This is a genomic window from Parolsenella catena, assembly GCF_003966955.1.
Taxonomy (GTDB): domain Bacteria; phylum Actinomycetota; class Coriobacteriia; order Coriobacteriales; family Atopobiaceae; genus Parolsenella; species Parolsenella catena.
In genome coordinates this window covers 982,648-1,004,238 of the sequence record NZ_AP019367.1, presented here as the reverse complement: position 1 = coordinate 1,004,238, position 21,591 = coordinate 982,648, and the positions used below count along the sequence as shown (strand labels likewise).

General features: G+C 67.3%; 17 protein-coding genes. 11 read left to right on the top strand and 6 right to left on the bottom strand.

Features of this window, described 5'->3' with window-relative positions; all coding sequences use genetic code 11:
• Positions 1-132: 132 nt before the first annotated feature.
• The 11 genes from Pcatena_RS04630 to ffh all read left to right on the top strand — a co-directional run bounded on the left by Pcatena_RS04630 (position 133) and on the right by ffh (position 14,284).
• Entirely contained in the window at positions 133-660 is a 528-nt protein-coding gene (locus Pcatena_RS04630; protein WP_126422059.1) for a MarR family winged helix-turn-helix transcriptional regulator, read from the top strand.
• A 72-nt stretch (positions 661-732) separates the two neighbouring features.
• Positions 733-2,955 carry an ABC transporter ATP-binding protein gene (locus tag Pcatena_RS04625; protein ID WP_126422057.1) on the top strand — a complete coding sequence of 741 codons (2,223 nt, stop codon included), beginning with the start codon at positions 733-735 and terminating at the stop codon, positions 2,953-2,955.
• The gene (locus Pcatena_RS04620) at positions 2,955-4,799 is read left to right on the top strand and encodes an ABC transporter ATP-binding protein (RefSeq protein WP_198433385.1); all 1,845 of its coding nucleotides are present in this window, start codon (positions 2,955-2,957) and stop codon (positions 4,797-4,799) included. The genes Pcatena_RS04625 and Pcatena_RS04620 overlap by 1 nt, the downstream gene beginning before the upstream one ends.
• A gap of 235 nt (positions 4,800-5,034) precedes the next feature.
• The gene (locus Pcatena_RS04615; RefSeq protein WP_126422055.1) at positions 5,035-5,517 is read left to right on the top strand and encodes a BAR domain-containing protein; all 483 of its coding nucleotides are present in this window, start codon (positions 5,035-5,037) and stop codon (positions 5,515-5,517) included.
• Positions 5,518-5,521: 4 nt separating this feature from the next.
• Positions 5,522-6,097 (top strand): YceD family protein, encoded by a 576-nt coding sequence (locus tag Pcatena_RS04610; protein WP_126422053.1) that lies wholly within the window; start codon positions 5,522-5,524, stop codon positions 6,095-6,097.
• A gap of 123 nt (positions 6,098-6,220) precedes the next feature.
• Entirely contained in the window at positions 6,221-6,400 is a 180-nt protein-coding gene (gene rpmF, locus Pcatena_RS04605) for a 50S ribosomal protein L32 (RefSeq protein WP_126422051.1), read from the top strand.
• 110 nt (positions 6,401-6,510) lie between these two features.
• The gene (plsX, locus tag Pcatena_RS04600; RefSeq protein ID WP_126422049.1) at positions 6,511-7,506 is read left to right on the top strand and encodes a phosphate acyltransferase PlsX; all 996 of its coding nucleotides are present in this window, start codon (positions 6,511-6,513) and stop codon (positions 7,504-7,506) included.
• Between the two features lie 138 nt (positions 7,507-7,644).
• Positions 7,645-8,361 (top strand): ribonuclease III, encoded by a 717-nt coding sequence (gene rnc, locus Pcatena_RS04595; protein WP_126422047.1) that lies wholly within the window; start codon positions 7,645-7,647, stop codon positions 8,359-8,361.
• Complete coding sequence (gene smc / locus Pcatena_RS04590; RefSeq protein ID WP_126422045.1) at positions 8,352-11,939, top strand: chromosome segregation protein SMC; 3,588 nt, start codon at positions 8,352-8,354, stop codon at positions 11,937-11,939. Before rnc ends, smc begins: the two co-directional genes overlap by 10 nt.
• Complete coding sequence (ftsY, locus tag Pcatena_RS04585) at positions 11,939-12,838, top strand: signal recognition particle-docking protein FtsY (RefSeq protein ID WP_126422043.1); 900 nt, start codon at positions 11,939-11,941, stop codon at positions 12,836-12,838. Before smc ends, ftsY begins: the two co-directional genes overlap by 1 nt.
• A 51-nt stretch (positions 12,839-12,889) precedes the next feature.
• On the top strand, positions 12,890-14,284 hold the full coding sequence (ffh, locus tag Pcatena_RS04580; RefSeq protein ID WP_126422041.1) for a signal recognition particle protein: 1,395 nt from the start codon (positions 12,890-12,892) through the stop codon (positions 14,282-14,284).
• A gap of 81 nt (positions 14,285-14,365) precedes the next feature.
• On the opposite strand, the gene Pcatena_RS04575 is transcribed toward ffh, so the two are convergent.
• The 6 genes from Pcatena_RS04575 to ppk1 all read right to left on the bottom strand — a co-directional run bounded on the left by Pcatena_RS04575 (position 14,366) and on the right by ppk1 (position 21,490).
• A complete protein-coding gene (locus Pcatena_RS04575; RefSeq protein WP_232619826.1) occupies positions 14,366-15,193 on the bottom strand; it encodes an HAD-IIB family hydrolase in 828 nt (275 codons plus the stop codon).
• A gap of 21 nt (positions 15,194-15,214) precedes the next feature.
• On the bottom strand, positions 15,215-16,306 hold the full coding sequence (locus Pcatena_RS04570) for a P1 family peptidase (RefSeq protein ID WP_126422039.1): 1,092 nt from the start codon (positions 16,304-16,306) through the stop codon (positions 15,215-15,217).
• Between the two features lie 5 nt (positions 16,307-16,311).
• A complete protein-coding gene (locus tag Pcatena_RS04565) occupies positions 16,312-16,920 on the bottom strand; it encodes a Maf family protein (RefSeq protein WP_126422037.1) in 609 nt (202 codons plus the stop codon).
• 3 nt (positions 16,921-16,923) lie between these two features.
• A complete protein-coding gene (locus tag Pcatena_RS04560) occupies positions 16,924-17,475 on the bottom strand; it encodes a DJ-1 family glyoxalase III (protein WP_126422035.1) in 552 nt (183 codons plus the stop codon).
• 104 nt (positions 17,476-17,579) lie between these two features.
• Positions 17,580-18,896: a 23S rRNA (uracil(1939)-C(5))-methyltransferase RlmD gene (gene rlmD / locus Pcatena_RS04555; RefSeq protein WP_126422033.1), complete on the bottom strand. Its 1,317-nt coding sequence runs from the start codon at positions 18,894-18,896 to the stop codon at positions 17,580-17,582.
• Between the two features lie 38 nt (positions 18,897-18,934).
• Positions 18,935-21,490, bottom strand: coding sequence for a polyphosphate kinase 1 (gene ppk1, locus Pcatena_RS04550; RefSeq protein WP_126422031.1), 2,556 nt, complete (start codon positions 21,488-21,490; stop codon positions 18,935-18,937).
• Positions 21,491-21,591: the final 101 nt, after the last annotated feature.

The following is a 21,591-nucleotide window of genomic DNA, read 5'->3' as shown; positions in this document are numbered from 1 at the left end:
TTCGCCGAGATGTTGTGTCCGTGCTGTGGAGTCTACTCCAAAGTGATGTGCTCCGTGAACCTTCCACGCAAATCGGATATAAAACCTAACGCTAGAAACTAACGGTAGAAGGTATTTTCGAGAGGAGGAGATATGGCAGAGGAGAAGGGCTGCGGCCCCGTCGCCAGCCCAGAGGGCGACGTGCCGGCCGAGTATCGCCTGTGGGCCCGCGAGCTTCTCAAGCTGAGCGTCGACATGCGTCGGCAGAGGCCCGCCCCGGAGATCAGCCAGGGGATGAGGGGCATGCCGATGGTCATGCGCGTGCTGCTTGATGCCGACGGGCCCCTGTCGCCCGGCCAGATCGCACGCGCCGCGGGCGTGACGGACGCCCGCATCGCCAACACGCTCCGCGCGCTCGAGCAGCGAGGCTACATCAGGCGCGAGCCCTCCGAGCACGACCGACGCCGTGTCGAGGTCATCGTCACCGAGGAGGGCCGCAGGCGCGCGAGCGAGCACTTCGACGAGCTCTTGGATCTGGTCGGGGGTTTTCTCGAGGAGCTCGGGGAACGCGACACCCGTGACCTCATTCGCATTCTCGGCCACATCGGGCAGGTCATGGAGGCGCGCCGTCGCGAGGGCAGGCAGATCTGCCCTCCCGGAGCTGGCGACGCGGGCCGCTAGCGCCCCGGGACCGGAACGTATCCACCAGGGCGGCCGCGCCGCCCGCAAGCATCCAAGAAGGGAAGCAAGCCCTTGAGGATAATCAAGCTGTTCAAGAACCATGTGCTGGCGCTCATCGTCGCCGTGGGGCTCATCACAATCAGCTGCAACGCCGACCTCACGCTGCCCACCTATATGAGTGAGATCGTCGACGTCGGCATCCAACAGGGAGGCATCGCCTCTCCCGTGCCCGACACGATTCGGGCAACCTCGCTCGCAGACCTCGAGATGTTCATGACCGAGGAAGACGAGCAGACCGTCGAGGCCGCCTATGCCCCCGAGGACGCCGATGGCGTCCGCACCTACCAGGGCTCCGAGGACGAGCGCGCCGATGACGGCGCCGTCGCCAATGCCATGAGCCTGCCCGAGACCGTCGCGCTCGCCCTCGAGCAGGGCGTCGACGCCTCGACGCTCAACGAGTCCATGACCGGCACGCTCGACATGGACACCGTGCGTGCGGCCGTGGCCGCCGGGATGGTCCCCCGAGACCAGCTCGTCTCCGCGGCAAGCGCCATGAGCGACCAGATGGGCGCCATGGGCGGCTCGATCGTGAAGCAGCGCGCCATCAACTACGTGAGCCAGGAGTACGAGGCCCAGGGCATCAGCCTGAGCGACGTCCAGAACTCCTACCTCGCCTCCATGTCGCTCAAGATGTTCGCCCTGTGCGCCGTGAGCCTCGTCGCCACGATCCTCACGGGCGCCGTGGCCTCCCACACCGCCTGCACCATCGCCCGCGACCTGCGTCGCAAGACGTTCGACCAAGTCATGCACTTCTCGCCGGCCGAGGTTGGCAAGTTCAGCCAGGCGTCGCTCATCACGCGCTGCACGAACGACATCCAGCAGATCCAGATGGCCACGACGCTGTTCATTCGCATGGTGCTCATGGCGCCCATCATGGGCGTGGTCGCCATCATGCGCGTGCTCGCCACGCACACGGGCCTCGAGTGGACCATCGGTGTCGCCGTCATCGCGGTCTCCGCCGTCGTGGGCGTGCTCATGGGCCTCACCATGCCCAAGTTCAAGAAGATGCAGACGTATGTCGACCGCGTGAACCTCGTGGCGCGCGAGATGCTCGACGGCGTCATGCCCATCCGCGCCTTCGGCCGTCAGTCCCACGAGCTCGAGCGCTTCGACGGCGCGAGCCGCGACCTCATGGACACCCAGCTGTTTACGAACCGCGCCATGAGCTTCATGATGCCGCTCATGATGTTCGTCATGAACTGCGTGACCGTCCTCATCGTCTGGGCGGGCAGCCACGGCGTCAGCGACGGCGTCATGCAGGTTGGCGACATGATGGCGTTCATCTCCTACACCATGCAGATCGTCATGGCGTTCATGATCCTCACGATGGTCTCGGTCATGCTGCCGCGCGCCGAGGTGGCCGCGGAGCGCGTCGAGGATGTCCTCAGCACGCAGAGCTCCATCAGGGAGCCCGCGCACCCCAAGCTGCCGGCCGCGAGCGCCCCGCGCGGCGAGCTGGCCTTCCACAACGTGAGCTTCCAGTACCCTGACGCCCGCGAGGACGTCATCGGTGGGGTCGACTTCACGGTGCACGCCGGCGAGACGCTTGGCATCATCGGCTCTACGGGCTCGGGCAAGTCCACGCTCGTCCAGCTCATCCCGCGCCTGTACGACGTCACGGGCGGCAAGGTCACGCTCGATGGCGTCGACGTGCGAGACATACCCCTCTCCGAGCTCCGTCGTCGCGTGGGCTACGTCCCGCAGCAGGGCTTGTTGTTCTCGGGCACCGTCGAGTCCAACCTCAAGTTCGCCGGCGAGTCCGTGAGCGACGACGACATGCGCCGTGCCGCAGACATCGCCCAGGCAACCGAGTTCATCGAGCAGCGCGAGGGCGCTTGGGACTCCGAGATAAGCCAGGGTGGCTCCAACGTCTCCGGCGGCCAGCGCCAGCGCCTCTCCATCGCCCGTGCGCTCGCCAAGAGGCCCGAGGTCATCGTGTTCGACGACTCCTTCTCCGCACTTGACTACAAGACCGACGCGCTGCTGCGTGAGCAGCTCGCGGCCCACGAGAAGGACAGCGCCGTCGTCGTGGTGGCCCAGCGCATCGCCACGATCATGCACGCGGACCAGGTCATCGTGCTCGATGAGGGCCGCGTGGTGGGCCAGGGCACGCACGAGCAGCTCCTGCGCAGCTGCCCCGCCTACCTCGAGATCGCCCAGTCGCAGCTGTCGGCCGCCGAGCTCGGCCTCACCGATGCCGAGATTGCGCAGGTCATGGAAGGAGGTGAGCGCTAATGGCTAACGAGAACTCCGCCGCCCCCAGGCAGCGCCAGCGCGGGCCCATGGGCCGCATGGGCGGCCGCTCCACCGAGAAGGCCAAGGACTTCAAGGGCACGATGCTGCAGCTGCTTGGCTACATCGGCCAGCACAAGGTCGCCGTCTTCTTCGGCATCGCGTTTGCCGTGTGCTCCGTCATCTTCAACATCGTGGGCCCCAAGGTTCTCGGCCAGGTCACGACGAAGCTCTACGAGGGACTCGTCGCCAAGGTGAGCGGCACCGGCTCGGTCGACTTCGGCTGGATCGGCAAGACGCTTTTGTTCCTGCTCGGACTGTACCTCGCGAGCTCCGCGTGCAACCTCATCCAGGGCTGGCTCATGACGGGCGTCACGCAGAAGATCTGCTACCGCATGCGCAAGGAGATTGCCAAGAAGATCTCGGTCGTCCCCATGAGCTACTTCAACGGTCACAGCAAGGGAGACGTGCTCTCCCGCATCACGAACGACGTCGACACGCTCGGACAGAGCCTCAACCAGTCCATCACGCAGCTCATCACCTCGATCACCCAGATCGTGGGCGTGCTCGTCATGATGCTGTCCATCAGCCTGCCGCTCACGGGCGTCACCGTGCTCACGCTGCCGGCGGCCGCCCTCATCATGATCGTGATGATCCACTTCTCGCAGCCTTACTTCCGCGAGCAGCAGCAGGTCCTCGGCGCCGTGAACGGCATCATCGAGGAGGACTTCGCCGGCCAGAACGTCATCCAGGTCTTCGACCGCGCCGACGCCGCCGTGCAGCAGTTCGACGAGAAGAACGACCGCCTGTTCATCTCCGGCTGGCGCTCGCAGTTCCTCTCCGGCCTCATGATGCCGCTCATGAGCCTCGTGGGTAACATGGGCTACGTGGGCGTGGTCGTCGTGGGCGCCCAGCTTGCCCTCACCGGAAACGCCACTCCCGGTGACATCCAGTCCTTCATCCAGTACGTCCGCAACTTCACCCAGCCGGTGCAGCAGCTCGGCAACGTGAGCAACACGCTGCAGTCCATGGCCGCGGCCACCGAGCGCGTCTTCGAGTTCCTCGCCGCCCCGGAGGAGCAGCAGGTCGAGAACCCCCAGGTGCCCGAGAAGCGCGATGGCCTCGTCGAGTTCGAGCACGTGCGCTTTGGCTACACGCCGGACAAGACGATCATCCATGACTTCTCCTGCGTGGCCGAGCCCGGCCAGACCGTGGCCATCGTGGGTCCCACGGGCGCCGGCAAGACGACGCTCATCAAGCTGCTCCAGCGCTTCTATGACGTGGACGCGGGCTCGCTCAAGGTCGACGGCGTCGACGTCCGCGATTGGGACCGCGCCGAGCTGCGCCGCCAGTTCGCGATGGTGCTGCAGGACACGTGGCTGTTCAACGGCACGATCCGCGAGAACATCCGCTACGGCCATCCCGACGCCACGGACGCCGAGGTCGAGGCTGCCGCTCGCGCCGCGCGCTGCGACCACTTCATCCACACGCTCGCCGGCGGCTATGACTTCGTCATCAACGAGGAGGGCACGAACCTCTCCCAGGGCCAGCGCCAGCTCGTGACGATCGCCCGCGCGTTTCTCGCGGACCGTCCCGCACTCATCCTCGACGAGGCTACCTCGAACGTCGACACGCGTACCGAGGAGCTCATCCAGAGGGCCATGGACGCGCTCATGCAGGGGCGCACGAGCTTCGTCATCGCGCACCGCCTGTCCACGATCCGCAACGCCGACGTCATCCTCGTGCTGAGGGACGGCGACATCGTCGAGCGCGGCACGCACGCCGAGCTGCTTGCGGCCGGCGGCTTCTACGCCGAGCTGTACAACTCCCAGTTCGCCGAGGACTAGCGAACCCGCGAGTGCAGCTTTTCAGACGCCATCGGGTTTTTCGTTTTGGGCCCGTAGCGTCTGTTTTGCTGCGCTCGCGCTTTCTGTGCGGCTATGCGGCGCCGCGTGCGCCGCATAGCCGCCGTTATGATAAGGTTGTCCGGATATACGCGACACGTGTCGCTCTAGCATCGGTTTTCGAGGGGTCCCAAGCGCGCCTTTTGCTTTGCGGGCCAAGCACGAAAGGAGCCTGCGCATGCAGCCAGGTGAAGAGGTCAACGCCCTGTGCGACGAGCTCGAGGAGATTCTCAACGAGGGCAAGAAGCCCCTCATGGGCGGCTCGGGCAGTAACCCCAAGATCGTTGACGCCGACGCCATCTACGACCTCCTCGACGAGATTCGCAACGTCTTCCCCGAGGAGTTCAACGCCGCGCGCCGCGTCATGAAGGAGGAGGAAGAGATCCTCGCCCACGCTCACCAGACGGCAGACACCATCGTGGCAGACGCCCAGCAGCAGGCCATGATCCTCGCTGGCGACCAGGAGGTCGTCCGCCTCGCCAACCAGCAGGCCGAGGAGATCCGCGACCAGGCCTCCCAGTACGAGCGAGACCTGCGCTATCACATCAACGACTACGCCGAGGGCGTGCTCACGGGCATCGAGGACAACCTCAAGAGCGTCATCGGCCAGCTCGAGCGCAGCCGCCAGGCCCTTGACGACGGCTCCTCGTCTCGTAGGTAGCGCCATGGATCCCATCATCATCTCCGTCGACGAGCGGCTCGCGGGCGCCGGCTCCGTGCTGCCCGTCGCCGGCCACATCGACGACGACTCCTACTCGGTGGGAGACCACGACTTCCGTCTGCCCGGCGGCATCGACTACGACCTCGTGCTCACCAACGCCGGGGAGGGCATCCTCGCCTCGGGCATCGTGCGCGCGCACGTGCTCGGTACGTGCGACCGCTGCCTCGAGGACGCCGAGTTCGATATCGCCTCCGAGGTGGACGAGTACTTCCTGTTCGAGGCCCCGGCCGAGGAGGATCTCTCGGACGACGAGGACGAGGTGGACTTCTCCCTGGTGGGCGAGGACCACACGATCGACCTCGCCGAGCCCATCATGGCTGCCATCGTCATGGAGACCCCGTTCGTCGTGCTGTGCCGCGAGGACTGCAAGGGACTCTGCCCGCACTGCGGCGCCAACCTCAACGAGGGTGACTGCGGCTGTGCCGAGAAGATGGCCTCCGTCGATGCGGCAACGGGCCCGTTCGCGGCCCTCGCGGGGCTTCGCCTTGATGGCGAGGACGGAGACTCTGCGCAGGATTAGCGATTTACGCACCAAATCCTGTGTAATCGTGGTGTTTGCTCTACCAAACGTGCTATCATTCCCGTTTGTCTGTGAAAGACCGTCGCGCGCGTGGCGACGTGAGATTCGTAAGAGAGGTCAACAATGGCAGTACCCAAGCAGAAGAAGGGCCGCGGCGCGACCCACACCCGTCGCTCGGCCAACAGCAAGCTCGACATGCCGGCTCGTTCCACGTGCCCGCAGTGCGGCGCTGTGAAGCTCCCGCACCGCGTGTGCCCGAGCTGTGGCTACTACAAGGGCCGCGAGGTCATCGTCACCGAGTAGCTGCCCAATTTCAGAGTGGCCAGGGAGGCCGGTCCTTGTCGGGCCGGCCTCTTTTCTGTTACTGCATAGTCTTGCCGGAAGCACAGGTGCCGGCGAAAGGGGAGGCGCATATGGTTCGCGTTGTGGTTGACGCCATGGGCGGAGACGAGCCGCCAGAGGTCGTGCTCGAGGGCATCGCCCGGGCGCTCGAGGCGGATGCCGACCTCGAGGTCATCGTCGCCGGCAACGAGGAGGTCGTCGTTCCCTTTTGCGCCAAGCACGCGCGTGCCGAGGCTCTCGTGACCACCGAGTGCATCGAGATGGGCGAGCACCCCACCCAGGCCGTGCGCCGCAAGAAGGACTCCTCCATCGTGCGGGGCTGCCGTGCCGTGCGCGCCGGCGAGGCAGACGCGTTCTTCTCGGCGGGCTCCACCGGCGCCATCCTCGCGGCCGGAACGCTTGTCGTCGGACGCACCAAGGGCGTCTCGCGCGCGGCGCTCGCTTGCGCCATGCCGGGCATCGACGGCCACATGACGACCTTCCTTGACATGGGCGCCAACGCAGACTGCACCACGGACATGATCGTGCAGTTTGCCCGTATGGGACAGGCCTACTCCCAGGTCGTCCTTGGCGTCGAGAACCCAACCGTTGGCCTTCTCAACAACGGCACCGAGGAGACGAAGGGCTCGGAGTCCGCGCTCGAGCGCCACAAGGCGCTCGCCGAGGCCGCGGGCGTAAACTTCGCCGGCAACTGCGAGGGACGAGACATCCTCACGGGCTCGCTCGACGTCATCGTGACGGACGGCTACACGGGCAACGTCGCCGTGAAGACCGTGGAGGGCACGGCCAAGTTCATCGTCTCCGCGCTCAAGGCCGAGGCCGCAAGGAGCAAGCGCGTGGCCGTGGGCGCCCTCATGGTCAAGCCCGCCCTCAAGGGCGTGGCCAAGCTCCTGAGCGGCGACGCCTACGGCGGCGCGGCGCTTCTCGGCCTCAAGGCGCCTGTTCTCGTGGGACACGGCGCCACGAACCCCGAGGCGATCATGAACGGCACCCTCGCGGCGGCCCGCTGCGTGCGCGAGGATCTCTGCGCCAAGCTGGCCCAGGCTATGTCCGCCTCCCAGGCGTAGCGTCCGGACGGGGCAGAGACTCATCTTCGCCGCCCTCGCGCGAACGTCGGGCTACGGGTACAATTGAGAGATGTTTGCGGGCCGCCCGAGGGCGGTCCGCCCATACCTGGAGAACTCTTCATAGATGGGGGAGCGCGCATGCCCCAAAGCGCCGCCGCAGAGCGGATTGAACACATAGAGCGGATCTGCAACCACACGTTCGCCAACCGCGAGCTCATCACGGCTGCCATCACGCACCCAAGCGCCGTCGAGCACCTGCCCGTCTCGGCCTCATACGAGCGCCTCGAGTTCCTTGGCGACTCGATCCTGGGCGCCATCGTGGCAACCGACCTGTTCGAGCGCTTCCGCGACATGGACGAGGGCAAGCTCACGCGCCTCAAGATCTCGCTCGTCTCGGGCAAGACGCTCTCCCGGGTGTCCGAGGAGCTTGGCATCGGCGAGTGCATCGTGTTCGGCGAGTCCGAGAAGGGCACGGGCGCCCGAGGGCTCCACGCGGCGCTGGAGAACGTCTACGAGTCGGTTGTGGGGGCCCTGTACCTCGACGGTGGCTATGACGTCACGCACGAGTTCGTCTCGCGCACGCTCGGCCCCCACATGGTGCCCGAGCTCGCGGAGCGCCCCGTGAGCCCCAAGAGCCGCCTGCAGGAGATCACGCAGCGAGAGATGCGATGCGCACCGGAGTACAGGCTTGAGGACGAGCAGGGGCCTGCCCACAGCCCCACGTTCACGTCGGTCGTGCTCGTCGAGGGCAGGCGCGTCGGCAGGGGCGTGGGCTCCTCCAAGAAGGAGGCCGAGAGCGTGGCCGCGGCCGACGCCATCGCGCGCCTTGCCGAGGAGGGCGTCAATTGTTCCTGAAGTCGCTCACGCTGAAGGGCTTCAAGTCCTTCGCCGATCGCACGCACATGGTCTTCGACCCGGGCCTCACGGTCGTGGTGGGCCCCAACGGCTCGGGCAAGTCCAACGTGAGCGACGCCATCCTATGGGTGCTGGGCGAGCAGAGCGCCAAGATGCTGCGCGGCCAGGCCATGGAGGACGTCGTGTTCTCGGGCTCCTCGGCGCGCAAGCCCGTCGGTGTGGCCGAGGTCACGCTCGTGCTCGACAACGCGGACCACACGCTGCCCGTCGACTTCGCCGAGGTCGGCATCACGAGGCGCATGTATCGCTCCGGCGAGTCTGAGTACCTCATCAACGGGGCGCCCGCCCGCCTCATGGACATCCAGGACATCCTGCATGACTCGGGCCTGGGCAAGGACACGCACTCCATCATCTCCCAGGGCAAGCTCGACTCCATCCTGAGCAGCCGCCCGGAGGAGCGCCGTGCCCTCATCGAGGAGGCTGCCGGCATCTCCAAGCACCGTCGCCGCAAGGAGCGCTCGCAGCGCAAGCTCGCCGACATGGACAAGAACCTCGTGCGCGCCCGTGACGTGGCGCGCGAGCTCAACCGCCAGCTGCGCCCGCTCGAACGGCAGGTCGATCGAGCCAAGCGCTACAACGAGCTCGACTCCCGCCTATCCGAGCTCACCTGCCAGCTTGCCGTGGATGACGTCCGCCGCCTGCAGCAGCAGTGGGGCGAGCTGCAGGGCAGGAGCAACGAGGCCGCGGCGGCCGTCGAGCTCGCGCAGTTCCGCGTTGACGAGAAGACCCGCGAGCTCGAGAAGCTCCAGAGCATGCTCGAGCAGAAGGGCCTGTTCGTGGGAGACCTCGGCGAGCAGCGCCGCCGCTGCGCAGACATCCTGGGCCGCCTCGAGAGCGACATGCGCCTGCTCGAGGAGAAGGGCCGCAACATGGTGGACCGGCTCTCCGAGACGCGTCTGACGCTCTCCCAGGTGGAGCGCCAGCGCTCGGAGGCCCAGTCGGAGCGCGAGGACGTCTCCTCGCGCCTGTGCGAGACTCGCGCGGCCGCTGACAGCCTCGCCAAGGACGTCTCACGACTCGAGCCCGCGGCGAAGGCCGCCACGGCGGCGCGCCGCGAGGCGGGTTCGGAGCAGGCACGCCTCACGAGCGAGCAGCGCGACTGCCAGCATGCGCTCGACCGCGCCACGCTCGACCACGCCAAGCTTACCGACGAGATCTCGAACGCCGAGGTCGAGGACCAGATGTTCGCGAGCCGCATCGAGCAGATCGACGAGACGCTCGAGACGACCCGTGCCGCGCTCGAGAGCAGGACACGCCGGCTCGAGGAGCTCGAGGGCGATCTTGCCGAGGCAAAGGGCGGCGCCGAGAAGGCACAGGCTGCCATCGGCGAGCGCAAGGCGAGCCATGACGAGGCCGCGAGGGCCGCGGCGGACGCGCGCCGCGAGCTCGAGTCGGCACGAGGCAAGCTCGAGCAGGCCAAGGCCACGCTGCGAGCGCTACGTGACGTTGACGCCCAGCTCGGGGCCGGCAGGGACTCGCTCGAGAGCCGCGTCCTTTCCGCGGACGAGCTCTCCTCGCTCGTGCGCTGCCGCCTCGCAGACGTCGTGAGCGCCCCCGCCGAGCTCGACTCGCTCGTCGAGCGCCTGCTTGGCGAGACGCTCGGGGCGCCCGTCGTGGGCTCTGGGGATGACGTCGCCCGCATCATGGACGCGGCGCGCGGCATGAGCGGCGCGAGCGGATCTCTCACGGTGCTCAATCTCTCCGAGCACGCGCCCGAGCCCGTCGAGGCCTGCGGCGAGCGGCTCGTCGACCTCCTGAGCGTGAGTGACGATGCCAGGGGTCTCGTCGAGCGTCTGCTTGGCGACATCCGCATCGTCGACTCGCCCGAGCAGGCCGTCTCAGCCCACGCCAAAGACCCCTCGCTCACCTACGTGACGCTCGACGGCGTCATGTCGCTTCCCGACGGCCGCACGCAAGCGGGGGCATCTGCCGGTGCCGCGGCGGGAACGCTCGAGCGCAAGCGTCGCATCGCCGAGCTCGTCGAGCAGGTCCCCGCACTCGAGGGCGGCGTTGCCGAGCTTGAGCAGCGTGTGACGCAAACGACAGCTCTCGTCGATGCGGCGGCCGAGGAGCTCGCCCAGGCGCGCGAGGCCGCGAGCGAGGCCTCCGGAGCCGTCTCGAGGCTCAGGGGCGAGCGCGACTCCGTCAACTCAGAGCTCGGGCGCCTGGAGTCTCAGGTGAGCCATGCCGAGAACGAGCTTGCCCAGGTGAAGTCTCGTCGCGAGGCAGCGGCGGAGCGCGCCAAGTCTGCCCGTCCGCGCCTGGAGGAGCTCAAGAAGAGCATCGACGAGGGCAAGGAGCGTCTCTCCGAGCTTGGGCGACTCGTCCAGGAGGCAGGCGAGCGCCGCCGCGAGGCGTCCCGTGCCGAGGACGATGCCGCCAAGAAGGCCGCAGACGCTCGCCTCTCGCTGGCGACGTCGCGCGAGCGCCTCCGACACCTTGACGAGCGCGACCGCGAGCTCGCGCGCCGCATCGACGAGCTCGCCGAGCGCGCCCGTGCCGCGGAGGAGGGCACGCGCTCGCTCGAGGTGCTTCGCCTGCGCATCGACCCGCTCCACGAGCGCTACGAGGCGATCCATGCCTGTGCGCTCACGTGGGCCGAGCGCCTGCGCGACCGCGCGAGCCTGGCCGAGGCAGACTCGGACTCCCTCAAGAAGACGATCGTCGACGCCCGCCAGCAGGTGGCCGACGTCACCGCCGAGCTCGAGCGGGCCAAGTCCGAGCAGGGTAGCCTCAAGGTCGAGTCCGGAAAGCTCGAGGTGCGCGTGGAGCAGGCGATTGCCGCCATCACCGCGGACGGTCGCCATGTGCTCGAGGAGGCCCTCCAGATGCCCGAGCCCGAGGACCGCGAGGCCTGTGAGCGCGAGGTTGCGTCGCTTCGCCGTCAGATTGACGGGCTCGGCCCCGTGAACCAGGTGGCCATGGACGAGTACACGAAGCTCAAGGAGCGTGCGGACTACATCGCCGCCCAGCTCGCGGACCTCGAGAGCGCGCGCTCGGCCCTCCAGAAGATCACGAGCGCCATCGACCGTAAGATGCGTCGTCAGTTCCTCCAGACGTTCGAGGCCGTCAACGCCAACTTCGTCGAGATCTTCGGCATGCTCTTCCCCGGCGGCAAGGCGCACCTCGAGATGACCGATCCCGACCACCCCGCCGAGACGGGCATCGAGGTCGTGGCGCAGCCGAGGGGCAAGCGCATCGCCAAGATGACGCTCATGAGCGGCGGCGAGAAGTCCCTCACGGCGCTTGCCCTGCTGTTTGCCGTCTACCGCACGCGCACCGTGCCCTTCTACGTGTTCGACGAGGTCGAGGCCGCCCTGGACGACTCGAACCTCGATAAGCTGCTCGACGCCATCGAGCAGCTCAAGGAGACCACGCAGCTCATCGTGATCTCCCACCAGCGCCGCACCATGGAGCAGGCGGACGTCCTGTACGGCGTCTCCATGCAGGCAGACGGCGTGAGCCATGTTGTATCCCAGCGGCTTGACCGCGCGACAGGAAAGGTGGTCGATGCCTGATGGGGCTTGCTGACCGCTTGAGGAAGGGCCTCGAGAAGTCGAGGGAGGCCCTCAACCAGATCTTCTACATGGGCGGCGAGGTCGACGAGCAGTTCTGGGAGGACCTCGAGGACACGCTCGTCATGGGTGACATCGGTCCCGAGGTTGCCATGAAGGTCGTCGACGACCTGCGCGAGCTGTCCGCCAGACAGGCGCTGCGCACGGCAGACCAGATGCGCGAGGCCCTGGCCAAGCGTCTGGCCGAGGCCTTCCCCGCAGCGGACCGCGACCCGTTCGACGACACGCCGAGCTGCGTCATCTTCGTGGGCATCAACGGTGCCGGCAAGACCACGACCGTCGGCAAGCTCGCGGGGGCTGCCAGGGAGGGCGGCACGTCGGTTCTCATCGGCGGCGCCGACACGTTCCGTGCCGCGGCCATCGAGCAGCTCAAGGTCTGGGGCGATCGCTCCGGCGTGGAGGTCGTCACGCGCGAGCGTGGCGCGGACCCGGCAAGCGTGTGCTATGACGTCATCGAGAGCGCCGAGAAGCAGGGCTCTGAGCTCGTGCTGCTCGACACCGCCGGACGCCTGCACACGAGCCCCGAGCTCATGCGCGAGCTCGCCAAGGTCGTCTCGGTGACGCGCAAGCGCGCCCAGATGCCCGTGACGGTCGTGCTCGTCGTGGACGCCACGACCGGCCAGAACGGCCTTAACCAGGCCAAGGAGTTCAACGAGGCGCTCGACCTCGACGGCCTCATCGTCACGAAGCTCGACGGCACGTCGAAGGGCGGCATTGCGGTGTCCATTGCGAGCCGCCTGGAGCTGCCGATCTATCGCATCGGCGTAGGCGAGTCCATGGAGGACCTCCAGCGCTTCGACGCGCTCGACTTCTGCCGCGCCCTCGTGGGCGAGAGCCTGTAGCGCCGCCGACCTCCTTATCACCCACCAGCAGCACCCACTTAGGAGACAAGCATGTTCGACTCCCTCTCCGATCGACTCACAGACACCTTCGACAAGCTCCGCGGCAAGGGCAAGCTCACCGAGGACGACATCAACGTCGCCATGCGCGAGATCCGCATGGCCCTGCTCGAGGCCGACGTCAACTTCCGCGTGGTGAAGGACTTCGTCGCGCGTTGCAAGCAGCGCTGCCTCACGGCAGACATCCTGAGCTCGCTCACGCCGGCGCAAAACGTCGTCAAGGTCGTGCTTGACGAGCTCACCGAGCTGCTCGGCTCCTCCGAGAGCAAGCTCACGCTCATGCAGAACCGCACGCCCAACGTCATCATGCTCGTGGGCCTGCAGGGCTCGGGCAAGACGACGGCCGCGGCCAAGCTCGCCTACATGCTCAAGAAGCAGGGCCGCTCGCCCGAGCTCGCCGCCTGCGACACGCACCGCCCCGCCGCCGCTGACCAGCTCGAGACGCTCGGTGGAGAGATTGGCGTGCCGGTCTATCGCGGGGACGGCAAGGACGCCGTGGCCATCGCGGGACAGGCCGTGCGAGACGCCATCGACCACCTGCGCGACGTCGTCATCGTGGACACCGCCGGTCGCCTGCAGATCGACGAGCTCATGATGCAGGAGGCCGTCGACATCAAGCGCGCGGTGAAGCCCGACCAGGTGCTCATGGTGGTGGACGCCATGACGGGCCAGGACATCGTGAACGTCGTCACCGAGTTCGCCGAGCGCACCGACTTCGATGGTGTCATCATGTCCAAGCTCGACGGCGACGCCCGTGGCGGCGGCGCCCTGTCCGTGCGTGCCGTCACCGGTAAGCCCATCAAGTTCGTCTCCATGGGCGAGAAGCCCGACTCCCTCGAGGTCTTCCACCCCGACCGCATGGCCAAGCGCATCCTGGGCATGGGCGATGTCGTGGGCATCATCGAGACGGCGCAGGCAAACGCAGACGCGGCTGCCGCCGAGGATGCCGAGCGCATGTTGCGCGAGGGCTTCACGATGGACGACATGCTCGCCCAGATGAGGCAGATCCGCAAGATGGGCGGCGTGGGCAAGATCTTGGGCATGCTTCCCGGCGGCGACAAGGCACTGCGCCAGATGGGCGGAGACAACACCGAGGAGCAGATGCGTTCGATCGAGTCTATCATCTACTCCATGACCAAGGAGGAGCGCGCGCGTCCCAAGACCATCAACGGCATGCGCCGCGCCCGCATCGCCCGGGGCTCCGGCCACTCCGTGCAGGAGGTCAACCAGCTCATGAAGCAGTGGGGCGAGATGAACAAGATGATGGGCAAGATTCGCGGCATGATGGGGCCAGGCTCCAACCGCAAGCAGCAGAAGCGCCAGCTTCAGCAGATGATGAAGAACATGGGCATGGGTGGCGGCATGCCCGGCGGAAAGATGCCGTTCTAGCTCGCCTTTCTTGCGACAAAGCCAAGGGCCGTCCCACCTCTTGAGCGGGACGGCCCAATCTTGTTGCGTGAGACTGTACGGCTAGTCGCTCATGCTCGGGATGATGACGCGGTCGACGAGCTCCATGAAGGCGCCGTCCTGCCCGCGCGTGTCCAGGACGAGGTCGCACAGCGGACGCACGTCGTCGCTGACGTTGGCAACGCCCACGCCGAGGCCGGCGGCCTCGATCATCTCGCGGTCGTTGGCCGAGTCGCCGATGCCGATCGTCTCCGAGACGTCGACGCCAAGCATCTCGGCGAGCCTGAGAAGGCCGGTTCCCTTGTCCGCCCCCGCGGGAATGACCTCCAGGTAGCGCCCCGAGGAGTAGGTGATCACTGCGTGGCGGCCCAGCAGGGGCCTCACGCGCTTCTCCGCGAACTCGTGGAGCCATCCCAGGTCCTCGTTCATGAAGAGCATCTTGGAGATGACGGGGAAGGCATCCAAATCGGGCTCGTCATGCTCCACGATGCGCTTGAGGCTTGAGAGGTAGACGCGCTCGCTCTTGGGTAGGTCTCGCACGTAGATGTGGCAGTCGGGCGTGTAGGCGTGAAGCGCCAGACCGTTGTCAATGCCGAGCCTCCAGAGCCTGTTCGCGAGCGTGTGGTCGAGCTCGCGCTCGCACAAAGACACGGGGTCGCCAAAGCGGTTTATGTTGGCGCCGTTGTAGGACAGCACGTAGGTGCCCTCCATGAGTGCGGGGTCCACATCCGCAAAGTTGTCCATGATGGACAGGTAGCCGCGACCCGAGCTTGGGACGAACAGGACGCCGAGCTCCCTCATACGCGCGACCGCCTCGAGATTCGCGGGCGGTATCTCGTGGCGCCCGTCGAGAAAGGTCTCGTCCATGTCGCTTGCGACGATTCGGTACATGGGGCTCCCTCGCAATCTGGTCTAGAGGCTTGCCGCGCCGACAAGCCCGTGTGATGTCTTGGCGCTGCGAGCGCCGTCCGCGATCGCGCGCTCGAGGGCGCGCGTCGCGAGGATGCCCACGACGTCCACGGGAACCTCGACCTCGCCCGTCGCCATGACGAAGACGGAGTCCCCGTCGTTGGTCGTGTGCGTTGGCCGTATCGCATGGGCATAGGCATCCGCGGCCATCTGGGCCACCTTCGTGGCCTGGGCCTTCGTGAGCCGTGCGTTCGTGATGACGCACGAGATGGTCGTGTTCGTGCGCACGGGAGGACGCGCGCTGCCGGCGTGTCCGGGGTCGAGCGGCATGCGGGCGGTCATCGACAGGGCAAGCTCGCACTCGTCTACGAAGCCGGTGCCGTCCTGGGAGCGCATGCCCGCGATGACCTCGCCCGTGTCTGGGTCAACGACGTTTCCGCAGGCGTTGACGGCCGTCACGGCGCCGCACAGCAAGGGCCCCGCCTGCTCGACGTCCGTGCCCAGGCCAGACTTCATTGCGCGCGTGGGGCCGCCGAGCTTACCCACCGTGCACCCGCAACCGGCGCCCACGTTGCCGCGTGGCAGGGGAGTGGGGGCGTTATCGAGCGCAAGGGCGCACGCCCGGGCGCCGTCTGCGGCCGTGGGGCGCACGCTAGGGTTTGCAAAGGCAAGGTCGAACAGGCAGGCACCGCTCACGATGGGCACGACGCCCACCTGGACGTCTAGTCCGATGCCGCGGCGCTCGAGCTCCTCTGCCACGCCTACCGAGGCCGCCAGCCCATAGGCGCTGCCGCCCGAGAGCACGACGGCATGGAGCACGTCAACGGTCTCCTCGGGGCGCAGCAGGTCCGTCTCGCGCGTTGCGGGGGCGCCACCGCGCACGTCCACGGCACCCGTGGCGCCCGCGGGACACACGATCACCGTGCACCCCGTGCCGTTCTCCTCGTCCGTGTGGTGCGCGATGCGGATGCCTGGGATTTGCGAGACGTCCGCGATGGTCGTGGCGGGGGAGTGCGCGCCTTGTTCATCGAGTGCGGTCGAGCCGTTGAGTGTCCGTCCGTCCGCGACCGTCCTGCCGCCTATCTGCCTCGTCATGCCTGTCACTTTCCCATAAGCTCGTCAATCGCCCGCAGCGTGCGCGCCACGGGAAGCCCCACCACATTGAAGTAGTCGCCGTCTATGTCTCTCACGAGTGCGCGACCGATTCCCTGGATACCGTAGGCACCCGCCTTGTCGAGCGGCTCTCCCGTGGCGACGTAGCTCTCGATCTCATCCTCGGCAAGGTCGAAGAACGTCACGTGCGTCTGCTCGCACGTCGAGGACTCGCGCGTCGAGCCGTCCGCGCCAACGAGGATGAGGTGGACGGCCGTATAGACGTCGTGGCCACGCCCCGACAGCCTGCGCAGCATCTGCCGCGCCTCGGCCTCGTCGGCGGGCTTGCCGAGCTCCTCGCCCTCAAGGGCCACGGTCGTGTCTGCCGCGAGGATGAGGTCGCCGGGCCTTGCCTGGGCCAGTGCCGCATGCGCCTTGAGCGAGGCAAGCCTATCCACGAGGTCGTAGGCCTTCTCGCCAGGCAGGGGCGTCTCATCGACGTCCTGCGGCATGACCTGCGGGTCAAACCCCGCCTCTCGCAGAAGCTGCACGCGCCTGGGGGAGCCGCTTGCCAGGACGAGCCTGCCCACGCGCGAGGGAAGGTCAAACAGCGACATGAGCTACCTCCCCACGAGCATTCCCGCGGCAATGCGCTGGGCCGCCTCGGCACCCTCGAGAAGCTCGAGCAGCGCCAGGCCAAAGTCGACGGCAAAGCCGGGGCCTGAGGCCGTCACGAGGTTGTCGTCCGTGTAGACGCCAAGTTCCTCGGGGCGAACGCCGGCCGGGAAGGCGCCCTCGCAGCCGGGATAGCACGTGGCCACGCGACCATCGAGGAGGCCGAGCTCGGCGAGGATTGACGGCGCCGCGCAGATGGCGCCAAGCCGCTTCTCGGACATGAACTGGCGGGTGAGCTCGCAGACGCGCTCGTTGGCGCGCAGGTTCGTCGTGCCGGGCATGCCGCCGGGCAAGACGATGAGGTCGCAGGCCCCAAAGTCGTACTCATCGAGCGTGGCGTCGCAGTCGATGCCGATGCCGTGAGCCGTCGTGACGTGCGGGAGTGCGTTGATCGTGACGAGCGAGACGTCCTCGCCTGCCCGGCGCAGAACGTCCGCGGGTGCCAGTGCCTCGATCGTCTCGAACCCGTCTGCCAGAAGAATCGCTACCTTTGCCATGCGTGCCTCCCGTGAGTGAGCCGTCTGTCTCATCACCATAGTATCGCGACAAAGAAAATGCCCAAAGGCGTCAGACGCCTTTGGGCAACGAGCGGCCGGCCGTGCTAGCGACGATAGAGCCGCGTCACGGTCTCCACGTGGAAGGTCTGTGGGAACAGGTCGACGGGCGTCACGCTCTTCACCTCGTAGGTTCCGATCTCGCGGAAGCGCGCGAGGTCGCGGGCGAGCGTGGCCGGGTCGCAGCTCACGTAGGCGATGGCGCGTGCGGGCTGGTCCGAGAGCTGCCTCACGACGTTCTCGGCAAGGCCGGCGCGTGGCGGGTCAACGACGATGATGTCGGCTTCGTCGTCGGGGAACTCCCGGTCTGCGTCGCCGCCCACGGCGTCGACGTTGTCCAGGCGTGCCTCCTCGAGGTTGCGTCGCAGGTCTCGCACGGCGGGGCCGTAGGACTCCACTGCGTCCACGAAGCTCGTGTAGCGGGCGAGCGGCAGCGTGAAGGTGCCGGCTCCGGAGTACAGGTCCATGGCGATGTCGTTCTCGTGCGGGTCGAGGGCATCGAGCACGAGGTCGACGAGCTTCTCTGCGCCGGCGGTGTTCACCTGGAAGAAGCTTGGTGCCGAGAGGCGCATCACGTTGCCGGCGATGCGCTCGCTCCAGCTTCCCGCTCCCGCAAGCCTCTCCACGCCTGCCACCTTGCGCGCCTTCGCGGGTCCCTTCGTCATGACGCGCACGATGGACGTGGCACCCACGCTTTCGAGCACGCGGCACGCCTGGGTGCGCGGGAAGGCGCCGGTGGGGGTCCATATGGCCACCTCGACGTCTCCGGTGCGGCTCGAGCGCCTGATGCCCACGCGCTCGATGTCAAGGTCGTGCGAGCCCGCGAGGTAGCCCAGGGCGCCCGACACGTTCTTCACGATTCTGGAGGCCGGCCCCTTTGCGGGCGTGTCGAGCAGCGGGAAGTCCTCCACCTTGATGACGCTTGTGCCGTCGAGCGCATGCATGCCGAGCGTGGCGCGCCGCCCGTCCCTGACAAAGGCGAGCTCGGCCTTGTTGCGGTAGTGCCAGGGGCTGCCGGGGGCCTCGCAGGGCCTCACGAGCTGCTCGGCGTCGGCGAGGTGCCCCACGCGGGCAAGGGCGTCCACCACGTTGGCGCGCTTGGCCTCGAGCTGGGCGTCGTAGGCCATGGCCGCCCACGGCGCGCAGCCCAGGACCGAGGCGAGCGGCCAGTCGCATCCGACTCGCGCCGGCGAGGGCTCGAGGACGGCCGTGGCGCGGGCCTTCGAGAACGACTTGCCGTCGCTCACGAGCTCGGCCTCCACGACGTCGCCTGCGATGGCGCCGCTCACGAAGACGGTCTTGCCCTCCTGCGTGTGCGCGATGGCATCCGGGCCGTAGGTCATGCGCTCGATGGTCAGCCTCATGCGGGTCTCCTTGCCTGCGAGCCCGCGGCGCGGCCCGCCTAGTGCTTGTCGGTCTTTCCAAACAGCGTCTTGAATCCTAACCCAAACAGGGCAAGCGCCGTGGAGACGCGTCCGTGCGGGCGCCTTGCGAGGGGGGCGACCGGCATCTCGGGCTTCTCGGGACTCGTCTGCGCCTCCTCGATGACGTGGGCGCTGACCTCGGCCGGAGGCTCCGGGTCCCGGGTGGCGTCGTGCCGCTCGGGTTGCGTGGCGGCCGGCTCCTGGCATTCCTCGGACTCTGTACTGGTCTGCGGGGCCGCGGGCGCATCCTTTCGATCAGGCTTTCCCTGGGCATCCTCGACGGGCGGCTCTGCCGGCAGCGGGGAGGGGCTCCTGCTCGAGACGGCGCTTGCCTCGCCGTCGCTTCCGGCGGCCGCGTAGGCCTCAGCGATGAGGATCTCCTGGCAGTTGACGGCAGGCTGTACCGGCTCGCGCTCGATGCGTGCCCACGTGCCGCGGCTCGTGAGACGACGGGCCTTCACGTTGTCGTCGAGCTGAAGGGCTATGTAGTGGCGCACGATGGAACGGCACGTCTCGTCAAGCACGGGATAGGCGATCTCCACGCGGCGCTCGGTGTTTCTCGTCATCATGTCGGCGCTCGAGAGGTAGATCGTGTCGGCGTCCACTCCAAACGCGTAGATGCGTGCGTGCTCGAGGAGCCTGCCCACGATCTGGCGAATCTCGATGCCGGTCGTGCGGCCCTTGACGCCTGGCAGCATGCAGCAGATGCCGCGGATGATCATGATGACCTCCACGCCGGCCTGGCTGGCCTCGGCGAGCCGGTCGATGACGTCGCGGTCGGTGAGTGAGTTCATCTTGAGCAGCACGCGCGCGGGCTGTCCCGTCTTGGCGCGGGACATCTCGCGCTCGATGCCCCTCATGACGAGCGGCTTGAGCGACAGCGGCGCCACGCCAAGGTAGCGGTAGGTGCCGCGGAGGTTTCCCAGCGACAGGTTGCGGAAGAAGGCGTTGCCGTCCTCGGCGATGCCGGGGTGCGCCGTGATGAGCATGAAGTCGCTGTAGAGGTGTGCCGTCTTCTCGTTGAAGTTGCCCGTTCCCAGGCACGTGATGCGGGAGATGCCACTGGCGTCGTGGTAGGTGATCTGGCAGATCTTCGAGTGGCACTTGAAGCCCTCAGAGCCATAGATGACGGTGCAGCCCGCCTCCTCGAGACGCTCGGCCCACTCGATGTTGTTCTGCTCATCGAAGCGGGCGCGAAGCTCCATGAGCACCGTGACGTCCTTGCCGTTCTCGACGGCCGTCACGAGGCTCTCGCACAGGCGCGAGTGTCGGGCCACACGGTAGAGCGTGATCTTTATGGAGATGCAGTCGTCGTCGTTGGCGGCCTCGTGAATGAGGCGAAGCAGCGGACCCATACTCTCATAGGGGTAGGTGAGCAGGACGTCGTGGTCCTCGACCTGCGGGCGCATCGGCTCGGTTGCGCGCACCATGCGGGAGGGCTGCGGCTCGAAGGGCGGGAAGGTGAGCTGCGCCTTGCGCGTAGCGGGCAGCCTGTTCTCGAGGGCATAGACGTAGGAGAGGTCCGCGGGGGTGGTGAGGCGCATCACGCGGCGCTTCTCGAGCCCAAGCTCCTTGCGGATGAGCGTCACGAGCGCCTCGTCGAGCGATCCGGTGAGCTCGAGGCGCACGGGCTGCAGGCGGCTGCGGCGCTTCAGCACCTTCTTCATGTGCTGGCGGTAGTCCTCCTCCTCCTCGACGCCCTCGCCGTCCGGGTCGAGGTCGGCGTTGCGCGTCACGCGTACGACGGCCGAGCTCGTGGGCACGTAGGAGCCAAAGCAGCGGCCGAGCATCGAGGTGACGACGTCCTCGACGAGCGTGTAGCGCACGCGCCCCTCGCCAGCCGGCAGCCAGACGATGCGCTGGGCGCTCGCGGGCACCTCGACGATGCCGAGCATGCCGTGCTCGTCGGTCCCCTCGAGCGAGCAGGCTACGTACATGACGTCGTTGCGCAGGTTGGGGAAGGGGTGGCGCGGATCGATGATGATAGGCGAGAGGATGGGCGCCAGGGAGCTCTCGAAGCGCCTCGAGACGGCCACGAGGTCGGCGTCCGTGTAGGAGTCGGGGCTCACGCGCTCGACGCCCTCCAGGGCAAGGCGGCCCTCGAGGTCTCGCAGGCAGGACTCTCGGCGCTCGTACATGCCGGGGAGCAGCTCGAAAACGCTGTCAAGCTGCTCGGCGGGCGTCTCGTCGCTCTTGTTGTCGGCCGGCTGGTGCTTGAGGCTTGCGAGGTCTGACAGCCCGCCGATGCGGATCATGAACCACTCGTCCATGTTGCTCTGGAAGATGGCGCAGAACTTGATCCGCTCGAAGAGCGGCACGCTCTCGTCGAACGCCTCGTCGAGCACGCGGTCGTCAAAGCGCAACCAACTCACCTCGCGGTTCTGCGTGTAGGAGAAGTCCCTGTGCCCCGCGCGGTGTTCGGGCCTTCCCTCGTTGGCCGGCGTGCGCACCTCGTCTGCGAACTCGGCCGCGCGGCGGTCGAGGCCCTTCTCCTTGGCCTTGGCCCTCTTCTGCTTGTCCTTCTTCTTGCCCATGGGAGCGCCCCCGTCTGCGTCCGCTTGCATACCGGACGTCTAGTATCTCGCAAGCGACGCCCGGCCGCTGTTACGGTTTGGTAAGGGCGCGGGACCAAAGG